Source organism: Mesorhizobium sp. M1D.F.Ca.ET.231.01.1.1 (assembly GCF_003999155.2).
Classification (GTDB): Bacteria; Pseudomonadota; Alphaproteobacteria; order Rhizobiales; family Rhizobiaceae; genus Mesorhizobium.
Genome location: NZ_RZOZ02000001.1, coordinates 1,096,717 through 1,113,150, shown reverse-complemented (window position 1 = coordinate 1,113,150; position 16,434 = coordinate 1,096,717). Strand labels below are relative to the sequence as shown.

The window sequence follows — 16,434 nt, the reverse complement described above, 5'->3', positions numbered from 1 at the left end:
ATCCGTCATCACCGCGCACAGCGGTAAGAGAAAACCTTTTCCCAACTAAGGGAATCCGCCGCGCCCATGTCCGCCGATGCCGAGCCAGCGCCAGTTTCCGCCAAGCCGCCGGTCACGCTGCGCGAGGTGGCGGCGGCGGCTGGCGTCAGCGTGGCGACGGCGTCCAAGGCGCTGAATGGGCAGGGGCGGATGACCGCCGAGACGCGCGAGCGCATTCGCGAGACGGCGCGGCTGCTCGGCTTCCGGCCGAACAGCCTGGCGCAGAGCCTTTTGCGCAAGCGCAGCTTCACCGTCGGCCTGCTCACCAACGATACCTATGGCCGCTTCTCGTTGCCGCTGATGGCGGGCGTTTCGGATGCGCTGGTCGACAATGGCGTGTCGGTGTTCCTGTGCAATGTCGAGGACGACACGCGGCTCGGCCAGCTGCATGTCGAGGCCATGCTCGACAAGCGCGTCGACGGCATCATCGCCACCGGAAAACGCATCGACCGCCATCTGCCGGTCGACCTCTCCAACCTGCGCGTGCCCGTAGTCTATGCCTTCACGCAGCCAGATCCCGGCGCGGTCGGCCTCGTCTCCGACGATGCCGGCGGCGCGCGGCTGGCGGTCGAGCATTTTGTGCGGCTCGGGCGCCGGCGCATCGCCCATGTCAGCGGCCCGGCGAGCTTCGCGGTGGTGCACGCGAGGGCTGAGGCCTATCGGGACGTGCTGGAGGAGCACGGCCTGCCCATAGCCGAGCCGCTGCTTGGCGCCTGGTCGGAAGGCTGGGGCCACGATGCAGTGGCAAAGCTGTTCGGCAAGGCGGGCAGGGAAGGCTGGCCGGACGCCGTCTTCTGCGGCAACGACCAGATCGCCCGCGGCGTCATCGATGCGCTGCGCGAACGCGGCATCAGCGTGCCCGACGATGTCGGCGTCATCGGCTTCGACAATTGGGAGATCGTGGCCGAGGCGACGCGCCCGCCGCTCACCTCGGTCGACATGAACCTTTCGACGCTCGGCCGCGAGGCCGGGCTCGCGCTGCTTTCGCTCGTGGGCGGCCAGCCGGCCGCGCCGGGCATCAGGAAACTGCCGTGCCGGCTGGTGGTGCGTCAGTCATGCGGCCGTCCGCCGGGCGGTTGAGACGGGCCGCGGCGGAGCCGATGGATCGGAACGCGCGGCCGAACAGGGAGGAGAACCATGAGGAGGAGAACCATGAAGACCATGATCGCGAAACTGGCGCTCGCCGCGGCCGTGATCGGCGGCGGCCTGCAGGCCGCTGCCGCCGAGACGGCCAACATATGGGTGCGCGCCGACGGCTCGAACTTCATGCCGCGCATCGTCGACGCCTTCAACAAGGCGCATAAGGACCAGATCAAGCTCGACATCATCCCCAATGCCGAGATCATCCCGAAATATGGCGCGGCGGCCGCCGGCGGCACCGCGCCCGACGCGCTCTCGCTCGACCTGATCTACACGCCGTCCTTCGCCGCAGCCGGCCAGCTCGAGGACATCACCGACTGGGCGAAATCCTTGCCCTATTTTTCCAGCCTCTCGCCGGCGCATGTGAAGACCGGCACCTACAAGGGCCGCGTCTACGGCCTGCCGTTCTCGGCCGATTCTTCGGTGCTGATCTGGAACAAGAAGCTGTTCAAGCAGGCCGGCCTGGACCCCGAGAAGGGGCCGACCAACTGGGCCGAGATCGAGGCCGACGCCGAGAAGGTCAACGCGCTCGGCGGCGACATCAAGGGATTCTATTTCTCCGGCAATTGCGGCGGCTGCAACATCTTCACCTTCACGCCGCTGATCTGGGCCTCGGGCGGCGACATCCTCTCCGAGGACGGCTCCAAGGCGACGCTGGACAGCCCACAGCTGCGCGGCGCGATCGACCTCTACCGCTCGATGGTGAAGAAGGGCCTGGTGCCCGAAGGCGCCGAGACAGATGTCGGCCACGATTTCTTTGCCGCCTTTGCCACGGGCAAGATCGGCATCTCGCCGTCCGGCGCTTTCGCCATCGGCGCGCTCAACACACAATACCCTGATATCGACTACGGCATCACCTTCCTGCCCGGCAAGGACGGCGGCTGGTCGTCCTTTGCCGGCGGCGACAATTTCGTCGTCACCAAGGGCACCAAGAAGATCGCCGTGGTGAAGGAGTTTTTGGACTTCGCCTACTCGCTGGAAGGTCAGACCATCCTGGCGAAGTATGGTAGCCTTCCCGTGCGCGGCGACATCGCCAAGGACGCGCTGAAGGACCTCGATCCGCGCTACCAGGTGGCGGCCGAGGCGATGGCCAAGGGCCGCACGCCCTACACGGTGGTGTTCAACGACCTGATCAACTCCGCCAACGGCCCGTGGACGCAGATGGTCAACGAGGTCTTCTTCGGCGACGATGTCGACGGCGCGATTTCGAACGCGCAGGAGACGATGCAGTCGATCATCGACCAGGCGCCGAACAAGTAGCGCCGGACCTAACCTCCCCCTCGAGGGGAGGTCGGACCGCAGGTCCGGGTGGGGTCGCCCCGCGAAGTGCTCGACGCTATCTCCCCGTCGGCGCACTTCACCGGGGACTCCACCCCCGGCCTGCGGCCGGACCCTCCCCTCGAGGGGGAGGGGGACGCCGCGCATATCTAGAGGCCAAGCATGAGTTCGACCGCAATAGCGCCAGCGCCCTACCTCCCCCTCGTGGGGAGGTCGGACCGCAGGTCCGGGTGGGGGGGCGGCGCCACAACCCCCACCCCGCTGCTTCGCAGCGACCCTCCCCACAAGGGCAGGGCTATCGCATATGGCACTGGGAGTTCGGATAACCTGCAGGCCTCGATGCCGTCATTCTCGGGCTTGTCCCGAGGATCTACCGGCCTCCCCGAACTGGTCGCGCTCTATCTTCGTGCGACGGCAGATCCTCGGGACAAGCCCGAGGATGACGGCGTTGTGTTGGCATTCGCCGATAAACCCATATGCGATTGCCCTCCCCACAAGGAGGAGGGTAGATGACCACCATCGCCGCAACCTCCGTTCCCGCCCGCGCCCGGACACGCCTCGGCGTCAGCCGCCGGCAATGGGTGGGGCTGCTCTATGTCCTGCCGGCCGTCGCTCTAGTCACCGTCTTCTTCGTCATCCCGCTCGGCATGACGGCATGGATGTCGCTCAACAACTGGCCGCTGATGGGCGAGCACGCCTTTGTCGGCCTCGACAACTACTTCGCCATCCTGCGCGACTCCCGCTTCTGGAACGCGCTCAAATTCACCTTCTATTACACGGTCATCGTCACCATCGCGATCTTCGCCGTCGCCTTCCCGCTGGCGATCTTCATCGAGCGGCCGCGGCCGCTCACCAATCTCTACCGCACCGCCTTCTTCATGCCGGCGGTGGTGGGCTTCGCTTCGGCGAGCCTGCTCTGGTCGTGGCTCTTGAACGTCGATTCCGGCCTGTTCAGCCCGGCCGCCTTCGACCTCGGCCTGACCGAAAAGAAGGTCAATCTTCTGGCCACCTTCCAGCCGGCCTTCTGGTCGATCATCGCCATGGTGGTCTGGAAGGTCGCCGGCTTCACCATGATCATCCTGATGACCGGCCTGCAGTCGATCCCGCAGGACCTGCAGGAGGCCGCCGTCATCGATGGCGCCGGCCCGTTTGCCCGCTTCCGGGCGATCACCTTGCCGCTGATGCGCCGCACGCTGGCGCTGGCGCTGATCCTGTCGGTGGCGGGCTCGATCCTCGCCTTCGACCAGTTCTACATCATCCTGCGCGGCGGCCCGCGCAACCAGACGCTGACGGCGGTCTACTGGATCTTCAACCAGTCCTTCGTCTCGTTCAAGCTCGGCTACGGCGCCGCACTTTCGATGGTGCTGCTGGTCATCCTGGTGGCGCTCAGCCTCATCCAGCTCTGGCTGCTGCGCAAGCCCGAGGGGCTCGACTGATGGCCGAGGCGATGTCGCAAAACCGCAAGGCGGCCTTCGCCAGGCATTCCACCGGCATGATCGCCTCAGTGCTGTTTTTGGCGCCGATCGTCTGGACGGTGCTTTCCACCTTCAAGCCGGCGCAGGAAGCGCGCCAGCCGCCGCTGCCGCCCTGGCCGACCACCGGCTTCTCGGTCGAGAACTATCAGACACTGAACACCTTCGGTGACGGGCTCTGGGCCTCGGCGCAGAACAGCATCTACGTCTCGGCGATGACGGTGTTGCTCTCCGTGCTGGTCAGCGTGCTTGCCGGCTACGGCTTCTCGCGCTTCCGCTTCCCGTTCCGGGACTTCTTCTTCGTCCTCATCCTGTCGACGATCATGATCCCGTTCCAGTCGATCCTGACGCCGATCTTCCTGGTGCTGACGAGGCTCGGTCTCCACAACACGCTGACGGGCCTGGTCTGCGTCTACGTCACGCTGCAACTGCCGTTCTCGATCTTCATGATGCGCAACGCCTTCGACGCCGTGCCGCGCGAGATCGAGGAGGCCGCGCGCATGGACGGCGCCAACAACGTCACCATGCTGGTCAAGGTGATGCTGCCGCTGGTCTGGCCCGGCGTCGTCACCATCGCGCTGTTCGCCTTCCTCGGCGCCTGGAACGAGTTCCTGGCAGCGCTCGTGCTGATGACCGACCAGTCCAAATTCACCCTGCCGGTGATGATGACGGCGCTGCAATCCGGCCGCTTCGGCGCCATCGACTGGGGCGCCGTGCAGGCCGGCGTCACGGTGATGATGGTGCCCTGCCTGATCCTGTTCCTGGCGCTGCAGCGCTTCTACATCCGCGGCCTGATGGCCGGGGCCGTCAAATGATTTCCCGCATTCGAATGGAGTGACGTCATGACCGCATCGCAGCCCGCCGCCGCAACCGACACTGCCAGGCCGAAGCTCGCCTTCCGGCCGCTGCCTGTGCCGCAGGTCGATGTCCGCGGCTTCTGGGGCGACCGGGTCGATGCGGTGGCTGCCAAGACCGCCGGCATCCTCTACGACCGCTGCGTCGAGGCGCGCATGCTGGAGCAGATCGATCCGGACCGGCCGTCGCCCGGCGTCGTCATCCCGTTCCATTCGGCGTCGCCGGACGAGGCGGACACGCAGGGCGCCGAGTTCACCGGCTCGACGGTGACGACCCAGATGTTCTGGGATTCCGACTGGGGCAAGACCATCGAGACCGCGGCCTATTCGCTCTACCGGCGCCGCAATCCGGAGCTGGAACGGAAGATCGATGCCGTCATCGACATGTACGGCAAGCTGCAGCAGCCGGACGGCTACCTTTCGAGCTGGTACCAGCGCATCCAGCCCGGCCTGCGCTGGACCAATCTGCGCGACTGCCACGAGCTCTATTGCGCCGGCCACCTGATCGAGGGCGCGGTCGCTTACTTTCAGGCAACCGGAAAACGCAAGCTGCTCGACATCATGTGCCGCTACGCCGACCACATCGCCTCGATGTTCGGTCCCGAGCCCGGCAAAAGGAAGGGCTACTGCGGCCACGAGGAGATCGAGCTGGCGCTGGTCAAGCTCGCGCGGGCGACGGGCGAGAACAAGTACATGGAGCTGGCGAAATATTTCATCGACCAGCGCGGCCAGCAGCCGCATTATTTCGACGAGGAGGCGCGCGCCCGCGGCGCCGACCCGAAGGCCTATCACTTCAAGACCTACGAATACAATCAGTCGCACAAGCCGGTGCGCGAGCAGCACAAGGTCGTCGGCCACGCGGTCAGGGCGATGTATCTCTTCTCCGGCATGGCCGACATCGCCACCGAATATGGCGACGACAGCCTGCGCGCGGCGCTCGACCGGCTGTGGGACGATCTGACGACCAAAAGCCTCTACGTCACCGGCGGCATCGGCCCTTCGGCGCACAATGAAGGCTTCACCAGCGACTACGACCTGCCCAACGACACCGCCTATGCCGAGACCTGCGCCTCGGTCGGCCTCGTCTTCTGGGCGAGCCGCATGCTCGGCATGGGACCGAATGCCCGCTACGCCGACATGATGGAGCGCGCGCTTTACAACGGCTCGATCTCGGGCCTGTCGCTCGACGGCTCGCTGTTCTTCTACGAGAATCCACTGGAGAGCCGGGGCGGCCACCATCGCTGGAAATGGCACCGCTGCCCGTGCTGCCCGCCCAATATCGGCCGCATGGTGGCGTCCATCGGCAGCTATTTCTACGGCCTCGCCGACGATGCGCTGGCCGTGCATCTCTATGGCGACTCGACCGCCCGCTTCGAGATCGCCGGCCGGGCGGTCAGCCTCGTCCAGACCAGCAACTATCCCTGGGACGGCGCCGTCGCGATCGAGATCGAACCGCAAGCGCCGGTCGAGTTCGCGCTTCACCTGCGCGTGCCGGCCTGGTGCCGCAACGCGGCGCTCCGGGTGAACGGCAAGATGGTCGATCTCGATCAGGCCACCAGCGACGGCTACGTCGCGATCCGCCGCGAATGGCGCCCAGGCGACCGGGTCGAGCTCGACCTCGAAATGTCGATGTCCAGGCTCTTCGCCAACCCGCAGGTGCGCCAGGATATCGGCCGCGTCGCGCTGGCACGCGGCCCGCTGATCTACTGCGTCGAAGAAACCGATAACGGCGCTGGGCTGCATCGCATCGCTCTGCCGCGCGAGGCCAGACTCGAGGCGCATCCAGAGCCGAACCTGCTCGGCGGCATCGTCACGCTTTCGGCCATCGGCAGCAGGGCCGAAACGGAAAACTGGGGCAGCGATCTCTACCGCTCCGAGCCGCCGGCCACCGAGGAGACGACGCTCAAGGCCGTTCCCTACTTTGCCTGGGACAATCGCGATCCCGGCGAGATGCTGGTGTGGCTGCGGGAGGGTGAGACTAGCCGGCGCCGGCTCCGCACCGGACGCGAAATGCCACCGCGGCCGGCAGGTCCTGACCAAGTTCAGACCGGTCTATCGGATTTCCGCAATGGGACCGGGCAACTCCGCTGCGCCCGTTGCCGGGATGTGCATGCTCACTTCCGTCACCAGCTTGCGGCGAAGCGCCGTGACGTAATCGTGCGGCCCCGTCGGTGACATCACGAAGGCCTGTGAGCCGCCGATCACGGATCGGGCAAAGTAGGCCGCCAGCGGTTGCCCGGGGTCCTCGTCATCCGTCGGAATGGCGATCGCGTTGATGGTGTATCCCTTGGCGATGGCACTTTCCCGGCTCGGCTGAACGGGTAGCCCGTCATTGTTCTCGCCGTTGGAAGAGATATCGATCACTTTCTTCATCGCATTTCCGGGAAACCTATCAAGCAGAAGACTCCCGACGTCGATGGCCGCCGACACCGATGTTCCGCCCCGACCGCGGCGACGATAGCCGGTATCGCCTTTGTTGCTGATCATTGACGCCGCTGCTTTGGCATCTTCCAGCCCGCAGATGCGGGTCCACGGCAGCACGGTCCGTGTGTAACCGGGACTTGACCATTCGAAATAGGCCACGCCGATGCAACCGATATAGTTCTGGGAGATGGCGCGGATGATCTCGGGCGAGGTGAGTGCTGCGGCATGTCCCTCGCGTTGCAGGTCGGCGATTTTGGGGTCGATCGACGACGAGAAATCGACGGCGAACACGACCGCGACGTCCACATTCAGCACCGCATCATCGACGTTGGCAGCATATGCCGTCGGGACCCAAAATCCCGCGACTGCGAGCGTTGCCAGTCTCAGCCAAGAACTGGCCCGCTTCCCCAGCCCGGCAAACAGGAGCAGCACGTTGGCTGTGAGCTTTGACATTCGCCGCACCCCCCGGCCAGAAACAAGCGGCCGCTAATTCAGCGAAGTCTAATCAGATATCGTCACGACAGCGCTTGGGGACTGGGCTGCCGAGTTTCCGCAGCGTTAGTTTTGGGTTAGAATTTCGTCATTCTGAAAAACTGTTAGGCAAATGCGGGACGGGCGAAGCATCGCCACCAGTAGGATCTCACTCTTCGGCGGTTTCCAGATTGAAAAGGAAGCCGGCGGGTCGGTCTGGCTGACCGGAAAGCGAGGTCCCGCGATCCTTGCCTACCTGGCTCGCTGCCCGGGCATGGCCGCGCCTCGGGAACGGCTGGCCGACCTTCTATGGAGCGACAGCGACAGCGAACACTCGCGCAACAGTCTGCGACAGACTCTCAGCGTCCTGCGCCGGGATCTGTCGCGGGCGGGTATCGATATCATCCATTCCCGCAGGGACCTGATCGGCCTCAGGCCGGATGCGGTACGGGTTGACGTCGAGGATTTTGAAACCGGTCTGTCGGCGCGTTCCGCTCCGGAACTCCAGACTGCCTTGGCGCTTTACACCGGGCCGTTCCTCGATGGCTTTTACGTCGGCAGCAACGCTTTCGATGATTGGGCGGCATCCGAGCGCGAAAGGCTGGCGAGCCGCGCGCTCGAGTCGATGGAGAAGCTCGCCCGTCTCGTCGATGTCGAAAGCGGATTGGCCGTGGCTGACCGGATTCTGGCCATGGAACCGACGCGAGAGGAGTCCTATCGGTTGAAGATGGAACTGCTGGTTGCGTGCGGTCAGCGGGACAAGGCGTTGCGAACGTTCGAGACTTGCAGAAGCGTCTTGAAGAAGGAGTTCGGCGTCGACGTCAGCCCCGAGACAAAGGCCCTTTGGCAGTCGCTGCTTTCGACCGAGTTTCCGTCAAATCCGCAGACGGCAAATGGAACTCATGCCGGTCAGCGCCAGGGTCGTCCATCCATCGGCGTCGCCGAGTTCGTCAATCTGACGGGAGAGCGGGGCGACGACTTCTTCGCCAAGGGTCTCGTCCACGACATCACGACAGCGCTTTCGGAGGTGGCCGACTATGTCGTGCTCTCGGGGCTGACATCCAGCGATAGAAATGGCGAGGAACCGAGGTCCCCGGGTGGCTTACGGGCACGCTATACGCTCAAGGGCAGCATCCAAAGGTCCGGAGACGAGTTGAGGGTGAACGTCCAGCTTGTCGACGCCGCCGACGGACACAATGTCTGGGCGCAGAAATTCGATGGCCATTCGGAGAACGCGCTCGATTTCCAGGACAGGATAGCGCGGTCGGTCGTGCTGGCGGTCAGCCTCGAGCTTCAACTGACCAACTGGAAGGTTCGCGACAAGAGCCCGGCGGGCGCCCCCGAAGTCCGCAGGTTGGTGAATGAAGCGCTGATGAAGTACTTCGAGATGACTCGGGACTCGCTCCTGGTGTCGAAGCAACTCGCCGAGAAGGCCCTGTCGATTGCGCCCGAAAATGCCCGGGCAAAGCGGACGCTCTCCATCGCGACGACCATGGGGATTGCATTCGGCGCGCTACCTGGCAAGCGGGAGCATGTCGACAACGCGATCCGGCTTGCCGAAGATTCGGTAAGGGCTGTGCCGGACGATGAAATCGCCCGCTGCATCCTGTCTTTTGCCTATTTGTGCGATGGCCGGATCGACGAGGCAATTGTCGAATGCCGCCACGCGGTCAGCCTCAACCCCAGCTATCCGAGCGGTCACGGCGATCTCGGCGAGCTCTACGCCCTGCGCGGCCAAGTGAGCGAAGCCCTACGCTCGGCCAACGAGGCTATCCGCCTCGGCGCGCACGACGTCATCGATTTCTGGCGTCATCACGGCCTGGCGGTCGCGCTGTTCGCCGGCGGCGACGACCGGAGGGCAGTCGAAGTCGCCCGCACGGTTGTCAGGACGAAGCCGGGTTTCGTCCGTGGCGCCCTCTACTGGGCGGCCGCTGCTTCGGCGACTAGAAACAATGAGGAAGCCTCACGCGCCATCCACCATTGCCTGTCGCAACTTCCACATCTCAACCTTGGCAATGTCTGCCCCGGCTTCCTGCCGCGCTATGTGAGGGATGACCATCACGCGCGCTTCCTTGAAATGCTGTCGAGAGCCGGCCTTCCGAAGTCCTAACCCCGTGATGCCGGGGCGAGAGCCTGCCGCTCATCCTCAAGCGCCGCCTTCACCAGCGCATTCGCCGCCCATACCGACAGTGCCTCTCCCTCGGCCGGGCCGAGGCCGCAGACGTCGCGCTGGACGATCAGAGCTTCCCAGCCGATCACCATGGCCAGGGCCCGGACGAGCTTGCTCCAGCGCGTTGGATCGAGCTGGTCGCGCAATGGCGCCAGGGCCGATTCGATCCATTCGATCCGGCGATAGCCGCGGCGCGGCGCGCCGTCCGCGGGCGGCTCCGCATTGGTATCGACAGTGAGCCTGATCAGTGCGCGTCCAAGCTTTTCAACTTCGGGACTGACGTGATGCAGCGCGCGGACAAGATGCTCCACGCGCGCTTCGCCACTATCGCTCGCCTGCTCGATGGCGCGATCGACCGACGCCTGGCTGAGCGCGCCGACGGTGGCGTCGAGCAACAGCTGATCGAAGCTCGGGAAATAGAGATAGACGGTTCGCCGCGAGACATCGGCCGCGGCCGCCACATCGTTGACGGTCGGCGTCTCGCCGCGTGCGAGCAACGCGATCGCGGCATCGACGATCGCTTTGCGGGTGCGACGCTTCTGTGCGGCGCGCGGGTGCTGATTGACATTCATGCGGACAAAGTATACCGGAATGCACTAATTGCACAAGAGTGTAATAAGGCACACTGAATGGAGATAACCTGTCATGATCACGTCGAGTCGCACCGCCGATGACGCCCGCTTCCTGGGACCGGGCGAGGGGGAAGCAATCTGGTTCCTGCGAAACCGCATGACGGTCAAAGCCACCGCCGCGGACACCGGCGGCGGATTTGGCCTGCTCGAATCCTTCATCGCGCCCGGCTTCTCGCCGCCGCTGCACATCCATCATCGCGAGGACGAGTCGTTCTATGTGCTCGAAGGGGAACTGACGATGAGATGCGGCGACCACACCTTCCGCGCCACTGCCGGCTCCTTCGTATTCCTGCCGCGGGACGTCCCTCACACCTTCGTCGTCGAGGGCGATCGGCCGGCGCGGATGCTGACGCTGCTGACGCCTGGCGGCGGTGAACGGGTTTTCATTGACGGCGGCCGGCCGGCGGAGGCGGCAGGATTGCCGCCGGCAACACCGCCAGACATCGAGGCTCTGAAGCGTGTGAGCGCCCGCTATGAGGCCGAAATCGTCGGGCCGCCGATGGCGCCGACTGCCAGCCACGCTGTGGCCAGCGCCTAGCTTCGCTACAGGTGCACGTATGCCGTCAGCGGCAAATGATCGGATGCCACCCGCGACAGCGGTGTGTCATGCGCTTCCACCGCCGAGACCATGCCGTGCCGGTTGCCCATGATGCGGTCGAGCGCCAGCACCGGCAGACCTGACGGAAAAGTGGGCACCGCCGGCGGCGAAGGTCCGAAGATCGAGTGCAGCGTGTTGAGCGCCGAGCGGTTGCCCAGCCGCCATTCGTTGAGGTCGCCGAGCAAAAGCGTCGGCCTTTCGTCGGCGCTGCTCATGATATCGAGCACGACGCGAGCCTGTTCCGAGCGCGAGCGGCGCAACAGGCCGAGATGGGCCGCTATCACGCGCAGCGTCCGGCTCTCGTCGAGATCGATTTCGGCGACCAGCGCCCCGCGCGGCTCCAGGCCCGGCAGCTTGATCTGGTGGACGTCGCGCACGGTGCCGCGCTTGAACAGGAGCACGTTGCCACGCCAGCCATGCGCCTTGCCGTTTCCGGTGATCGGCACCGGCACCAGACCGGTTTCGATTTCGAGACGGTTGAGGTCGAGCAGCCCGGCGCGATCGCCGAAGCGGTTGTCTGCTTCCTGCAGCGCGATCACGTCGGGACTGATTTCACGAATGACGCGGGCGGTCCGCTCGGGATCGAACTTCCTGTCGACGCCTATGCATTTGTGGACATTGTAAGAGGCGACCACCATCTCGGCGCCTTCAATCCGCTTGCGCGGCGTCGACTTAGCCTTGCGCGCTTTTCTGCCGCGGATCGACAGGAGCACGGTCTCCGGAAGGCTGCGTCCGTTTCTGTCCATATGCCTGCTGCTCGTCTTCCTCGTCTATAGATAGGGCGATCCCAGCCACAGCAATCGGTCGAAAACGCGAATGACGAAAGGCCTGGCCTTCAGCGTCTGCAGCGTCACCGGCTGGGCGGAAGCGATCGCGGCGCCGATACGGGCATCGATCTCGGCCGCGAAGTCGGCATCCAGAATCTCCATGTCGATCTCGAAATTCAGCCGCAGCGAGCGGGCATCGAGATTTGACGAGCCGATATAGGCCCATACGCCGTCGATCGCCATCAGCTTGGAGTGGTCGAACGGGCCTTCGTGGCGCCAGACGCGGCAATAGTGCTTCAGCACCTGGTCGAGCTGCGCCGTCATCGCATGGTCGACAAGGAAAAGGTTGTTCACCGCCGGCACGACGATGTCGATCTCGACGCCGCGCCGGCCGGCGGTGGTCAGCGCGCTGATCAGCTCCCGGTCCGGCAGGAAGTAGGGCGACATGATGCGGATCGACTTGCGGGCGACCGAGAAGGCACCCATCAAGAGCTTGTGGTTGGTTTCGTTCGAGGCATCGGGTCCCGTCGCGACGGCTCTGACCAGCATCGGCTGTCCGGGCGGCGGCAAGGCTCGCTCGACTTGCCAGATGTCGTCCTTCAGTGCCTCGTTGCCGGCGAAGCGCCAGTCCTCGGCGGCGACCGAGAACAGGTCGGCCACCACCGGCCCGGTGACCTCGAAATGCGTGTCCCTGGAACTGTCGGAGCCGGCGAATTCGGCGGAAAAACCCTTGCGGATGTTCATGCCTCCCGTGAACGCCACCATGCCGTCGACGACCAGGATCTTCCTGTGGGTTCTAAGGTTCGCATAGGGAAGTCTCAATCCCACGACGATCTTGCCGTTGAAGAGGTCGACGGCGACGTCAGCTTCCCTCAGTTGATGGAGAATGCTGGGCACGGAATAGCGCACGCCGACGGCGTCGATCAGCACCCGCACGGTAACGCCGCGCTTGACGGCATTGCCGAGCGACTGGACGAAAAGCGCTCCGACCGCGTCATTGTCGAAAATATAGGTTTCGAGCAGCACGCTTTTTTGCGCGCCGTCGATCGCCCGGCACATCGCCGCATAGGCCTCGTCACCGGTCTTGAGAACGCCGATCGTGTTTCCGGAAGTCAGCGGCCGCCGCGCCACCCTGTCGCCGAGCGTCTTCAGCCCGATGAAGCGCTGGCCGTATTGGGTGTCGATCAACGCCTCCATGGCGACGTCGCGGTCATGTCTAGCCTCGGCGGCCTCGCCGGTGACGGGCCGCAGGGCGCTGATGGTGGCGCGGCGGATACGGTTGATGCCGGCGATGGCATAGATGATCGCGCCAAGGAAGGGCGACAAGAGCATAACGCCGACCCAGCCGGTGGCCGCGCGCACGTCCTCCTTCGTCATGATGGCGTGGACGATGCCGACGGCCGCCATCGCCAAGGACAGGAGAAGGATAAGCGTCGACCAGTGGCTCGCAATCGTCTGCAACATCGGCCCGACTATTGAGCGATGATGAGCGGAAGGCAATGCGCCACGTCAGCACGGTTCGGGAATGGATGCGAGGCTGGGGTCAGTCGCTGTCGTGCAAAACCTTGGGGAGCCGGACCTCACCCCCGCCTCGCCACCAGCCTTAGCCACGGCGCCAGATGGAAGGCGGCCGTCAAAAGATACATCGGCACCATGCCGCGGAGCATCGAGGTTCCAGGGCAAGGCTGCGCGGGATTATGTCATTCTCCGGACGACCCAGAGCGACCGTCCCGCATGAGCGATTCCGGAAACGAGTCGAAGGCGAGGATCATCTTTGAGCCGGTCAGCCTCAACCACATCAAGAAGCAGGATCCGCTGCTCGGTCTCGTTTGCGTTCGGCGTAATCCAGCAGCGCCGATCCTCGCAGCAAAGCCCGGCTTCCGGATGCTCCTGGAGGTACTCAATCGCATATTCGGCGTCCACATTTCTTGGTTCCGCGTCCACGGACATTTGCTCTTCTCCTCCTTCGTCTGCGATCGGCCAGGAATTATACTCGATTATGGCGCTGCGCGATGACATCGCTGGGGTGCCTAAGGGGAGGGGTCGAACCAAGCCCTACTGCCCGGGCTTGTGGGAAAGCCGATCCAGCGCATCTCGAAGCGCAGTGGCCGCACCGCCACGCTCGTCGGCAGACATCAGCTCCGGTTCAAGTTCCAGCCTGAAGTGCGGCAGCTCGGTTCGAACGGCGCGACAAGCGCCCGCTCGATTGGCCTTCAGATCGATGACGCGGTAGGTGGCGACGGGATAGGCGATCCCCTTGACCTGTACGTGCCCCATCTCCTCGCAATCGATCGTGTCTTTCACTTGCGCAAAGGTCTCGTAGGAAATGAGGATGGCGCCCGGTGCCGCCTCCTGTTCCAGGCGCGAGGCGAGATTCACGGCGCCGCCGATTATCGTGTAGTCCATCCGGTCCTCGCTGCCGAAGTTACCGACGGTGCAGTAGTCGGTATGGATGCCGATTCGGCAGCGCAGCGGTGTTTCGATCCCCATGTCCCGCCAGACTTCGGTAAGCTCGCTGATCCGCTTTTGCATGGCAAGCGCCATTTGCACGCAAGCCAGCGCGTCTTGCTTGACGCCTCGCGTCTCAGGGTCGCCGAAAAACATCAGGATCGCGTCGCCGACGTACTTGTCGATCGTGGCGCCATGATCCGACGCGATTTTCGACATTTCCGTCAGGTAGTGATTGAGGAGCTGGGTGAGATCCTCGGACTCCATCTTGTCGGTGGTCTCGGTAAAGCCGGCAATGTCGGAAAAGCATATGGTCAGCTTCTTGCGCTGACTGGCGATTCTAACGTCTTGGCGACCGGTGAATATCGAGCTGTACACTTGCGGCGCCAGATATTTGGCCAGCTTGCTGGAAAGCGCCTCCAGGGCAGTGGACTTCTCGGCGAGGTTCTCCTCCCTTTGCTTCAGCTCGGTGATGTCCGAGTAGACGGCGACCGTGCCGCCGGCGCTGATCCGCCGCTCGCTTATCATGATCCATCGTCCATCGCCCCGCCGCTGCACCCATGGTTCGCCAGGGTTGCGGTGCCGCCACAGGCGCTCCGCAACCCACTCATCGACCCGCCCCTCGGCATCCCTGATGTAGCCGCGCTCGGCGGATCGGCGAATGATCTCCTCGAATGCCGTGCCAGGGGTAAGCTCGGCCTCCAGACCGGCGTATAGAAGTTCGCGGTAGCGGCTGTTGCTAAGGACAAGCCTGTCCTCTCTGTCATAGAGAGCGAAACCTTCGGAAATGCTCTCGATGGCATCGACAAGCCGCTGGCGCGCTTCTGCAACGTCGCGCAGGTTCTTTTCCTCGACCTCGACTGCGGTATCCCGGAAGAGGCTCAGCGCCTCGGCCATGCGCCCGATTTCGTCGCTGCCTGCGGCCGGCAGCGGCGCACGAAGATCGCCGCCCGCGATCGCGAGCATGCCCTGGCTCACCGCTCCCAGACGGGCGAGAAGGCTGCGGTCGACATAGAGCCAGACGACCAGAACCGAGCTCAACAGGCTGAGAAATGCGGAGCCGAGGACAACTCCGGTGCCGTAGCGCTGGACGAGCGCGGCTTCGCGACCGGAGGCGGCGATCTCGCGGTCCGCTGCTGCGACGAGACGGTCGACGGCAGCGGTGAGACTGCGCGACAGCCGATTGTTTTCGGCCAGAAGCTTTTCGCCCTGCGCGAGGACCGCAAGCTCATCCTGCCGTGCCTTCGGGATGCTGTTCTCACCATCGGCCAGTGCTTTGAACTCGTCCACCCGCTGCCGGAAACGGGTCTGCAGCTTTTGGTCGATCTCCGAGGACGCCGTTTCCAGAGCGGCAAGCGAGCGGCGCAGCGGAAACAGGATCAACGCCAGGTCGCCCATTGTTGGCGCGGTCGCGGCCTTCACCAGCGCGTCGTTGACCGCCGAGATCTCCAGCAGCGCCTTCTGCTGGGGGATGTAGGCCGCAATCGCCTGGACCATGTCGGCCATCGCCGCTGCGTGTCGATCGGGCGACAGCGACGTATCGGTCGCGACCGCCCGCCATTGCGGGAGCCTGGAATCCATCACCAAGATGGCGGTGGCCAGAAGGCGGTGGCTTCCGGTCGTCGTCGCGGTGAGATGGTTCAGGAGCTCCTCCTTGCGGGCGACCACATCGAGCCGGGCGATAACCAGAGAGTCGAGCTCCTTCAGGTTGCGCCTCAGAACAATCGCGGCTTCCTCGATCTCAGCCAAAGGCACTGTGCCCAGCGTGGCATCCCTGAGGTCCGTGCGCAGGGCCTCGAGGCGGGACATCTCGAGCGCGACGGCAGCCGAAACCTCGCCGTGCTGAGCCCTGCTTGTCGCCGCCAGCACCGATGGCGCGGCAGCAGCGACCCGTTCGGCCTGGCGCGACAGTTGGAGGGAGGCCAGCGCCGAGGGCACCCGATCCGTGGTAATTCGGTCGACGACGTCGCCGACTTGGAGGAAGGCATAAAGCGCCGCAGCAGTTGCCAGCACCGCAAGGGCGCTGATCCCGAAAAAGGCGAACAGCAGCCGGCCGCGTATGCCGAGGCGTTCAAGCATCGCGGTGAGTCGGAACGATCCATCCACACTGGTCTGCATCAGGCTAGACGTCTCAGGGCGGC

The 16,434-nt window shown here is 64.5% G+C and carries 12 protein-coding genes and 1 pseudogene; 8 read left to right on the top strand and 5 right to left on the bottom strand.

The genetic code is table 11. The features are described from left to right. Positions 1-66: 66 nt before the first annotated feature. From EN874_RS05590 to EN874_RS05570, 5 genes are all read left to right on the top strand, one after another. Positions 67-1,119, top strand: coding sequence for a LacI family DNA-binding transcriptional regulator (locus EN874_RS05590; protein ID WP_127424364.1), 1,053 nt, complete (start codon positions 67-69; stop codon positions 1,117-1,119). Between the two features lie 72 nt (positions 1,120-1,191). Beyond that, a complete protein-coding gene (locus tag EN874_RS05585; RefSeq protein ID WP_127424363.1) occupies positions 1,192-2,439 on the top strand; it encodes a sugar ABC transporter substrate-binding protein in 1,248 nt (415 codons plus the stop codon). Between the two features lie 527 nt (positions 2,440-2,966). Then, positions 2,967-3,893, top strand: coding sequence for a sugar ABC transporter permease (locus EN874_RS05580; protein WP_127424362.1), 927 nt, complete (start codon positions 2,967-2,969; stop codon positions 3,891-3,893). Further along, positions 3,893-4,744: a carbohydrate ABC transporter permease gene (locus EN874_RS05575; RefSeq protein WP_127424361.1), complete on the top strand. Its 852-nt coding sequence runs from the start codon at positions 3,893-3,895 to the stop codon at positions 4,742-4,744. Before EN874_RS05580 ends, EN874_RS05575 begins: the two co-directional genes overlap by 1 nt. 27 nt (positions 4,745-4,771) lie before the next feature. Continuing rightward, a complete protein-coding gene (locus EN874_RS05570) occupies positions 4,772-6,958 on the top strand; it encodes a glycoside hydrolase family 127 protein (protein WP_245513459.1) in 2,187 nt (728 codons plus the stop codon). Here the strand turns inward: EN874_RS05570 and EN874_RS05565 are convergent. Beyond that, positions 6,887-7,660: pseudogene (locus EN874_RS05565) on the bottom strand (DUF1194 domain-containing protein); the annotation flags it as partial. The gene EN874_RS05570 and the pseudogene EN874_RS05565 sit on opposite strands and share 72 nt — an antisense overlap. A 151-nt stretch (positions 7,661-7,811) precedes the next feature. Between EN874_RS05565 and EN874_RS05560 the strand changes: the two are divergent. Further along, positions 7,812-9,788 carry a BTAD domain-containing putative transcriptional regulator gene (locus EN874_RS05560; RefSeq protein ID WP_127424359.1) on the top strand — a complete coding sequence of 659 codons (1,977 nt, stop codon included), beginning with the start codon at positions 7,812-7,814 and terminating at the stop codon, positions 9,786-9,788. Here EN874_RS05560 and EN874_RS05555 read toward each other — a convergent pair. Next, complete coding sequence (locus EN874_RS05555; RefSeq protein WP_127424358.1) at positions 9,785-10,420, bottom strand: TetR/AcrR family transcriptional regulator; 636 nt, start codon at positions 10,418-10,420, stop codon at positions 9,785-9,787. The genes EN874_RS05560 and EN874_RS05555 overlap by 4 nt on opposite strands. A 73-nt stretch (positions 10,421-10,493) precedes the next feature. Between EN874_RS05555 and EN874_RS05550 the strand changes: the two genes are divergently transcribed. After that, positions 10,494-11,018, top strand: a complete 525-nt coding sequence (locus tag EN874_RS05550) for a quercetin 2,3-dioxygenase (protein WP_127424357.1) — start codon at positions 10,494-10,496, stop codon at positions 11,016-11,018. 5 nt (positions 11,019-11,023) lie between these two features. Here EN874_RS05550 and EN874_RS05545 read toward each other — a convergent pair whose 3' ends face one another. Both EN874_RS05545 and EN874_RS05540 read right to left on the bottom strand, forming a co-directional pair. Next, positions 11,024-11,824 (bottom strand): endonuclease/exonuclease/phosphatase family protein, encoded by an 801-nt coding sequence (locus EN874_RS05545; protein WP_126084428.1) that lies wholly within the window; start codon positions 11,822-11,824, stop codon positions 11,024-11,026. Positions 11,825-11,848: 24 nt separating this feature from the next. Beyond that, a complete protein-coding gene (locus tag EN874_RS05540) occupies positions 11,849-13,309 on the bottom strand; it encodes a phospholipase D-like domain-containing protein (protein ID WP_127424356.1) in 1,461 nt (486 codons plus the stop codon). A 270-nt stretch (positions 13,310-13,579) separates the two neighbouring features. Between EN874_RS05540 and EN874_RS33605 the strand changes: the two genes are divergently transcribed. Next, complete coding sequence (locus EN874_RS33605) at positions 13,580-13,861, top strand: hypothetical protein (protein ID WP_168247362.1); 282 nt, start codon at positions 13,580-13,582, stop codon at positions 13,859-13,861. A gap of 39 nt (positions 13,862-13,900) precedes the next feature. On the opposite strand, the gene EN874_RS05530 is transcribed toward EN874_RS33605, so the two are convergent. Continuing rightward, entirely contained in the window at positions 13,901-16,372 is a 2,472-nt protein-coding gene (locus tag EN874_RS05530; RefSeq protein WP_127424536.1) for an adenylate/guanylate cyclase domain-containing protein, read from the bottom strand. Positions 16,373-16,434: the final 62 nt, after the last annotated feature.